The organism is Streptomyces cahuitamycinicus, assembly GCF_002891435.1.
GTDB lineage: Bacteria > Actinomycetota > Actinomycetes > Streptomycetales > Streptomycetaceae > Streptomyces > Streptomyces cahuitamycinicus.
On the sequence record NZ_POUC01000062.1, the window covers coordinates 20,726 to 28,529 of the forward strand.

Here is a 7,804-nt window from a genome sequence, read left to right on the forward strand (position 1 = left end):
CTCCTGCTCTCTCTTGAAAGGAACTGGCATGGCTGTACATCCCGAGGCCGACGCTCTGCTCGCCCGGTCGCGCCGGCTCGGCAGTGATCCCCGGAACACGAACTACGCGGGGGGCAACGCCTCCGCCAAGGGCACCGAGACCGATCCGGTCACCGGCGGTGATGTCGAGCTGATGTGGGTCAAGGGGTCCGGCGGGGATCTCGGGACGCTGACCGAGGCAGGGCTGGCCGTGCTGCGGCTGGACCGCATGCGGGCACTCGTCGAGGTGTATCCGGGGGTCGAGCGTGAGGACGAGATGGTCGCCGCGTTCGACTACTGCCTGCACGGCAAGGGCGGGGCCACTCCCTCCATCGACACCGCGATGCACGGGCTGGTCGAGGCCGCGCACGTCGATCATCTCCACCCGGACTCGGGGATCGCGCTCGCCTGTGCCGCCGACGGGGAGAAGCTGACCGCCGAGTGCTTCGGGGACAGCGTGGTGTGGGTGCCGTGGCGGCGGCCCGGATTCCAGCTCGGGCTGGACATCGCCGCCGTGAAGAAGGCCAATCCGCAGGCCATCGGGTGTGTTCTCGGCGGACACGGGATCACCGCCTGGGGTGACACCTCCGAGGAGTGCGAGCGGAACTCGCTGCACATCATCCGGACCGCCGAGCGGTTCCTCGTGGAGCGGGGGAAGCCCGAGCCCTTCGGCCCGCTGATCGAGGGGTACGCGGCACTGGGCGCCGAAGAGCGCCGGGAGCGGGCCGCCGCCCTCGCGCCGTACGTGCGCGCCCTCGCCTCCCAGGACCGGCCCCAGGTGGGGCACTTCAACGACTGCGAGGTCGTCCTCGACTTCCTCGCGAGCGCGGAACACCCGCGGCTGGCCGCGCTGGGGACCTCCTGCCCCGACCACTTCCTGCGCACCAAGGTCCGGCCGCTGGTGCTGGACCTGCCGCCGGGCGCGCCGCTCGACGAGGCGATCGCCCGGCTGAAGGAGCTGCACGCCGAGTACCGCGAGGAGTACGCCGCCTACTACCGGCGGCACGCCGAGCCCGGATCCCCCGCCATGCGCGGCGCCGACCCGGCGATCGTGCTGGTGCCGGGTGTGGGCATGTTCTCGTTCGGCAAGGACAAGCAGACAGCCCGGGTCGCGGGCGAGTTCTACGTCAACGCCGTCAACGTGATGCGCGGGGCCGAGGCCGTGTCCACGTACGCGCCGATCGAGGAGTCGGAGAAGTTCCGGATCGAGTACTGGGCGCTGGAGGAGGCCAAGCTTCAGCGGATGCCGAAACCCAAGGCACTGGCGACCCGGGTGGCGCTGGTGACGGGTGCCGGGAGCGGGATCGGCAAGGCCATCGCGCACCGGCTCGTGGCCGACGGGGCGTGTGTCGTCGTCGCCGACCTGAACGGTGAGAACGCCGCCGCCGTCGCCGAGGAGCTGGGCGGGCCGGACAAGGCCGTGGCCGTGACGGTGGACGTCACCTCCGAGGAGCAGATCGCCGAGGCCTTCCGGGCGGCGGTGCTGGCCTTCGGCGGAGTGGACCTCGTCGTCAACAACGCGGGCATCTCGATCTCCAAGCCGCTGCTGGAGACCTCCGCCAAGGACTGGGACCTCCAGCACGACATCATGGCGCGCGGGTCCTTCCTCGTGTCGCGGGAGGCCGCCCGGGTGATGATCGCCCAGGAGCTGGGCGGTGACATCGTCTACATCGCCTCGAAGAACGCGGTGTTCGCCGGTCCCAACAACATCGCCTACTCCGCCACCAAGGCCGACCAGGCGCACCAGGTGCGGCTCCTCGCCGCCGAGCTGGGCGAGCACGGCATCCGCGTCAACGGGGTCAACCCGGACGGCGTCGTGCGGGGGTCGGGGATCTTCGCCGGCGGATGGGGAGCCAAGCGGGCCGCCGTGTACGGAGTGGAGGAGGAGAAGCTGGGTGAGTTCTACGCCCAGCGCACCATCCTCAAGCGCGAGGTGCTGCCGGAGCATGTCGCGGCCGCCGTCTTCGCGCTGACCGGCGGGGACCTCACGCACACGACCGGGCTGCACATCCCCGTCGACGCCGGCGTCGCGGCCGCCTTCCTGCGATGAGCGCCGTGAAGTCGTACGCCGCGGTCGACCTCGGCGCGTCCAGCGGGCGCGTCATGGTCGGCCGCGTCGGCCCGGACAGCCTGGAGCTCGCCGAGGCGCACCGCTTCCCCAACCGCCCCGTCCGGGTGCCCGAGGGACTGCGCTGGGACGTGCTCGGGCTGTACGCCGGAGTGCTGGACGGGTTGCGGGCGGCGGGGCAGGTCGACTCCGTCGGCATCGACAGCTGGGCCGTGGACTACGGGCTGCTGGACGCGGACGGTGCGCTCCTCGGCAATCCCGTGCACTACCGGGACCCCCGGACCGAGGGGGTCGCGGAGAAGGTGTGGGCGACCGTGCCCGCCGCGGAGCTGTACGCCGCGACCGGGTTGCAGTACGCGCCCTTCAACACCCTGTACCAGCTCACCGCCGCCCGCTCCACGGCCCAGCTCGCCCAGGCCCGGCGGCTGCTGCTGATGCCGGACCTGCTGACGTACTGGCTGACCGGCGAGCAGGGCACGGAGCTGACCAACGCGTCCACGACCCAGCTGATCGACCCCGGGACGCGCGACTGGGCGTACGACGTCGCCTCCCGGCTCGGCATCGACCTGGGGCTCTTTGCACCACTGCGGCGACCGGGCGACCCGGCGGGACTGCTGCGCGACGAGGTGCTGGAGGAGACCGGGCTCACCTGGCCCGTGCCGGTGACGGCCGTCGGGTCGCACGACACCGCCTCGGCGGTGGCAGCCGTACCCGCCTCGGACGAACGGTTCGCCTACATCTGCACGGGCACCTGGTCGCTGGCCGGGCTGGAGCTGGACGCGCCGGTGCTGACCGAGGAGAGCCGGGCGGCCAACTTCACCAACGAGCTGGGACTGGACGGCACCGTCCGCTACCTGCGCAACATCATGGGGCTCTGGCTGCTCCAGGAGTGCCTGCGGGCCTGGGGCGAGACGGATCTGGGCGCGCTGCTGCTGGAGGCGTCCAAGGCTCCGGCGCTGCGGTCGGTCGTGGACGCGGGGGACGCGGCGTTCCTCGCGCCGGGGCGGATGCCGGAGCGGATCGCCGAGGCGTGCCGCGGCACGGGGCAGCCCGTGCCCGAGACGCCCGCCGAGGTGACGCGGTGCATCCTCGACTCCCTGGCGCTCGCCCACCGCAAGGCCGTCCAGGACGCCCAGCGGCTCGCCGGACACGCGGTCGACGTCGTGCACGTGGTCGGAGGCGGCACGCGCAACGCCCTGCTGTGCCAGCTGACCGCCGACGCGTGCGGGCTGCCGGTGGTGTCCGGGCCGACCGAGGCCGCCGCGCTGGGGAACGTCCTCGTGCAGGCGCGGGCGCACGGGCTGGTCGGTGACCTGCCCGGGATGCGGCGGCTGCTCGTGAACACCCAGCCGCTCACGCGGTACGAGCCCCGGGGCGGGACCGAGCGGTGGCGTGCCGCGCAGGCCCGGCTCGCCGGGACCTGAGGGGGTCTCCCCTGCTCCCCGTCGCCCTACCGCTCCCCCACTACGCTGAACGCGTGGTGGGAGGGGCCCCAGCACTCATCCGATGACCGACCCCGAGGAGCCGCGATGCGTGTCGCCCTGTTCCTGACCTGTGTCAACGACACGCTCTATCCGGACACCGGGCGCGCCGTGGTGAAGCTGCTGACCAGGCTGGGCGTCGACGTCGACTTCCCGATGGCGCAGACCTGCTGCGGGCAGGCGCACTACAACACCGGATACCGCCATGAGGCCGAGCCGCTCGCCCGGCGTTTCTCCGATGTCTTCGCCGAGTACGAGGCGATCGTGACGCCCTCCGGGTCGTGCGGGGCGATGGTGCGGGAGCTGTATCCGCGGATGGGCGAGCGGGCCCGGGCCGAAGGGCGTGGCGACGCCCTGGCGACCACCCTGGCGCCGGTGGTGCCCAAGACGTACGAGCTGACGGAGTTCCTGGTCGACGTGCTGGGCGTGACGGACGTCGGGGCGTTCTACCCGCGCACGGTGACCTACCACCCGACCTGCCACGGGCTGCGCGGACTCGGTCTCGGGGACCGGCCGCGGCGACTGCTCCAAGCGGTGAAGGGGCTGGAGCTCGTCGAGCTGCCGGGGGCCGACGAGTGCTGCGGGTTCGGCGGCACCTTCGCGCTGAAGAACTCCGACGTCTCGGCGGCGATGGGCGCGGACAAGGTGCGCAACGCCGAGTCGACGGGAGCCGAGGTGCTGTGCGCGGCCGACAACTCCTGTCTGATGCACATCGGCGGGACGATGGCCCGGCTGCGGACCGGCATGCGGCCGGTGCACATCGCGGAGATCCTGGCGAGCACGGAGGAGGAACCGGCCGTATGAGCGGTACGTATCTCGGGATGCCGGCGTTCCCGGAGGCCGCGCGGGAGGCCGTGGGGGACACGACCCTGCGCGGCAATCTGCGGCACGCCACGCACACCATCCGCGCCAAGCGGGCGAAGGCCGTCACGGAGGTGTCCGACTGGGCCGAGCTGCGCGAGGCGGGCAAGCGGATCAAGGACCACACGCTGCGGTATCTCGACCGCTACCTGGAACAGTTGGAGGAGTCGGTCACGGCGGCGGGCGGCATCGTCCACTGGGCCGCCGACGCGGCCGAGGCCAACGAGATCGTCACCCGGCTGGTGAAGGCGACCGGTGAGACGGAGGTCGTCAAGGTCAAGTCGATGGCCACGCAGGAGATCGGGCTCAACGAGGCGCTGGAGGCCGAGGGCATCCGCGCCTACGAGACCGATCTCGCCGAGCTGATCGTGCAGCTGGGCAAGGACCGGCCCTCGCACATCCTGGTCCCGGCCATCCACCGCAACCGGGGCGAGATCCGGGACATCTTCGCCCGTGAGATGGGCGAGTGGGGCCGGCCCGCTCCCGAGGGCCTGACCGACACACCGGCCGAACTCGCCGAGGCCGCCCGGCTGCACCTGCGGGAGAAGTTCCTGAGGGCCAAGGTCGGTATCTCGGGTGCCAACTTCATGGTCGCCGAGACGGGCACGCTCGTGGTCGTGGAGTCCGAGGGCAACGGCCGGATGTGCCTGACCCTGCCCGAGACGCTGATCTCGGTCGTCGGCATCGAGAAGATCGTGCCGACGTGGCGGGACCTGGAGGTGTTCCTGCAGACCCTGCCCCGCTCCTCCACGGCCGAGCGCATGAACCCCTACACCTCGACGTGGACCGGCACGACCGACTCCGAGACGGCGGACGGGCCGAGCACCTTCCATCTGGTGCTGCTGGACAACGGCCGTACCGACACCCTCGCCGACGAGGTCGGCCGGCAGGCGCTGCGCTGCATCCGCTGCTCGGCGTGCCTCAACGTGTGCCCGGTGTACGAGCGGGCGGGCGGCCACGCCTACGGGTCGGTGTACCCGGGGCCGATCGGCGCGATCCTCAGCCCCCAGCTGCGGGGCACGGGCAGCGAGATCGACGCCTCGCTGCCGTACGCGTCCTCGCTGTGCGGGGCGTGCTACGACGTGTGCCCGGTCGCCATCGACATCCCGGAGGTGCTGGTGCATCTGCGGGAGCGGGTCGTGCAGGGCGGGGAGGTCACCCGCGAGGGCAACAAGGTGGTGCTGCGGCCGGCGAAGGGGCATGCCGCCGAGCGGGCCGCGATGCGGGCGGCCCGCTGGGCCTTCACCCACCCGGGCGCGCTGCGCACGGGCCAGCGCGCCGCCTCCCGGTCCCGCCGCTTCCATCCCCGGACGCTGCCGGGCCCGGGCAGGGCCTGGAGCGGGACCCGGGATCTGCCGCCGGTGCCCGCGGAGCCGTTCCGGGACTGGTGGCAGCGGACTCGTGGTGGGAAGGACGGGGACAGGTGAACAGCAGGGAACGGATCCTGGGACGGGTGCGACGCGCGCTGGCGGACGCGCCGGCCGAGGACGAGCCGATCGCGCGGGACTATCTGCGCGAGCACGGGCAGCGGACCGTCGCGGAGACGGTGGAGCTGCTCGCCGAGAATCTGGCGGACTACCGGGCGGTCGTGCATCGCTGCACGGACGAGGAGTTGCCGGACGTGCTCACGCGGCTCCTGGCGGAACGGGGCGCGCGATCCGTGCTGGTGCCTCCCGGGCTGCCACCGCACTGGCTCGGGGCGGTCGACGCGACACGCGTCCCCGACCGGGCCGTGAGCACGCCGCACGAACTCGACCAAGTCGACAGCGTCGTCACCGGGTGTGCCGTCGCCATCGCCGAGACCGGCACCATCGTGCTGGACGGCTCGCCCGACCAGGGCCGCCGCCGGATCACCCTCGTCCCCGACCACCACATCTGCGTCGTCCGGGTGCCGGGGCAGGTCGTGTCGTCCGTGCCCCAAGGGCTCGAACGCCTCGACCCGGCGCGCCCGTTGACGTGGATCTCCGGGCCGTCGGCGACCAGTGACATCGAGCTGGACCGGGTCGAGGGGGTGCACGGGCCGCGCACGCTGGAGGTGGTGCTGGTCGGTCAGGGCAGGACCGGGGCGACGTAGCCGCCGTCGACCCGCAGGGCACCGCCCGTGGCCGCCGAGACGAGGTGGAGGCGAGAGGGACGACCATGGCGGTTCTACCGCCTGTCCGCACGGGAACCCCGTGACAGCGCGGGTGAACAAGCGCTTAGATAGTGCCTTGTCCGTCCGTGCCGCCGCCGTCCTGGAGGCCCCGTTGTTCACATCCGTCGACGACGTCTCCGCGCGCCTCGCCGAGACCGGCTACCTCGCCTCGCCCGCCGTCGCCACGACCGTCTTCCTCGCCGACCGCCTCGGCAAGCCGCTCCTGGTGGAGGGCCCGGCCGGCGTCGGCAAGACCGAGCTCGCCAAGGCCGTCGCCGAGGTCGCCGGCGCACGGCTGGTCCGCCTCCAGTGCTACGAGGGGGTCGACGAGTCCCGCGCCCTGTACGAGTGGAACCACGCCAAGCAGCTGCTGCGCATCAGCGCGGGTCGCGACGAGACATGGGACGAGGCCCGTACCGACATCTTCAGCGAGGAGTTCCTGCTCACCAGGCCGCTGCTGACCGCGATCCGGGGCGACGACCCGAAGGTCCTGCTGATCGACGAGACCGACAAGGCGGACGTCGAGGTGGAGGGTCTGCTGCTGGAGGTGCTCAGCGACTTCCAGGTGACCGTCCCCGAACTGGGCACCATCACGGCGACGCGCCGCCCCTTCGTCGTTCTCACCTCCAACGCCAGCAGGGAGCTGTCCGAGGCGCTGCGCCGCCGCTGTCTCTTCCTGCACATCGGCTTCCCGGACGAGGAGCTGGAGCGCCGGATCGTACGGCTGAAGGTGCCCGGCCTCGACGAGGCGCTGGCCCGCTCGGTCGTCCGGGTCGTGGGCGCGCTGCGGGCGATGGACCTGCGCAAGGTGCCCTCGGTCGCCGAGACCGTCGACTGGGCGCACACCTTGCTCGCGCTCGGGGCGGACTCGCTGGACGAGACGGTCGTGCGGACGACGCTCGGTGTGCTCCTCAAGCACCAGGACGACGTCCTCAAGGCGTCCGCCAAACTCGACCTGGACGCCCTGTGACGACGCCGGCGGGCGTCGCCGAGCGGCTGACGTCCCTGGTCGGGGCGTTGCGCGCGCACGGCGTGCGGATCGGCACAGGCGAGAGCGTCGACGCGGCGCGGGCGATCGGGGAACTGGGCCTCGCGGACCGGGAGCTGCTGCGCGAGGGTCTGGCGGCGACACTGCTGCACGGACCCGGGCAACGGCAGGTGTTCGACCCGGTCTTCGACCTCTACTTTCCCCGCGGTGTCGGTGGACCGGGGCAGCGGGCGGCGGGGCGGGAGGACCTGCGG

Annotated in this window: 6 protein-coding genes and 1 pseudogene; all 7 read left to right on the top strand. The window is 72.3% G+C overall.

Annotated features, from left to right (window positions below; all coding sequences use genetic code 11):
- Positions 1-28: 28 nt before the first annotated feature.
- Complete coding sequence (locus C1J00_RS11605; RefSeq protein ID WP_102908963.1) at positions 29-2,068, top strand: bifunctional aldolase/short-chain dehydrogenase; 2,040 nt, start codon at positions 29-31, stop codon at positions 2,066-2,068.
- Positions 2,065-3,510: a rhamnulokinase gene (locus C1J00_RS11610; RefSeq protein ID WP_102908964.1), complete on the top strand. Its 1,446-nt coding sequence runs from the start codon at positions 2,065-2,067 to the stop codon at positions 3,508-3,510. The genes C1J00_RS11605 and C1J00_RS11610 overlap by 4 nt, the downstream gene beginning before the upstream one ends.
- A gap of 105 nt (positions 3,511-3,615) precedes the next feature.
- Complete coding sequence (locus C1J00_RS11615) at positions 3,616-4,371, top strand: (Fe-S)-binding protein (protein WP_102908965.1); 756 nt, start codon at positions 3,616-3,618, stop codon at positions 4,369-4,371.
- Positions 4,368-5,855, top strand: a complete 1,488-nt coding sequence (locus C1J00_RS11620; protein WP_102908966.1) for a LutB/LldF family L-lactate oxidation iron-sulfur protein — start codon at positions 4,368-4,370, stop codon at positions 5,853-5,855. Before C1J00_RS11615 ends, C1J00_RS11620 begins: the two co-directional genes overlap by 4 nt.
- Positions 5,852-6,502, top strand: coding sequence for a LutC/YkgG family protein (locus C1J00_RS11625; protein WP_102908967.1), 651 nt, complete (start codon positions 5,852-5,854; stop codon positions 6,500-6,502). Before C1J00_RS11620 ends, C1J00_RS11625 begins: the two co-directional genes overlap by 4 nt.
- A 172-nt stretch (positions 6,503-6,674) precedes the next feature.
- Positions 6,675-7,532, top strand: a complete 858-nt coding sequence (locus tag C1J00_RS11630) for an AAA family ATPase (protein ID WP_102908970.1) — start codon at positions 6,675-6,677, stop codon at positions 7,530-7,532.
- Positions 7,529-7,804 (top strand): annotated as a pseudogene (locus tag C1J00_RS11635) (hypothetical protein); the annotation flags it as partial. The gene C1J00_RS11630 and the pseudogene C1J00_RS11635, both read left to right, overlap by 4 nt.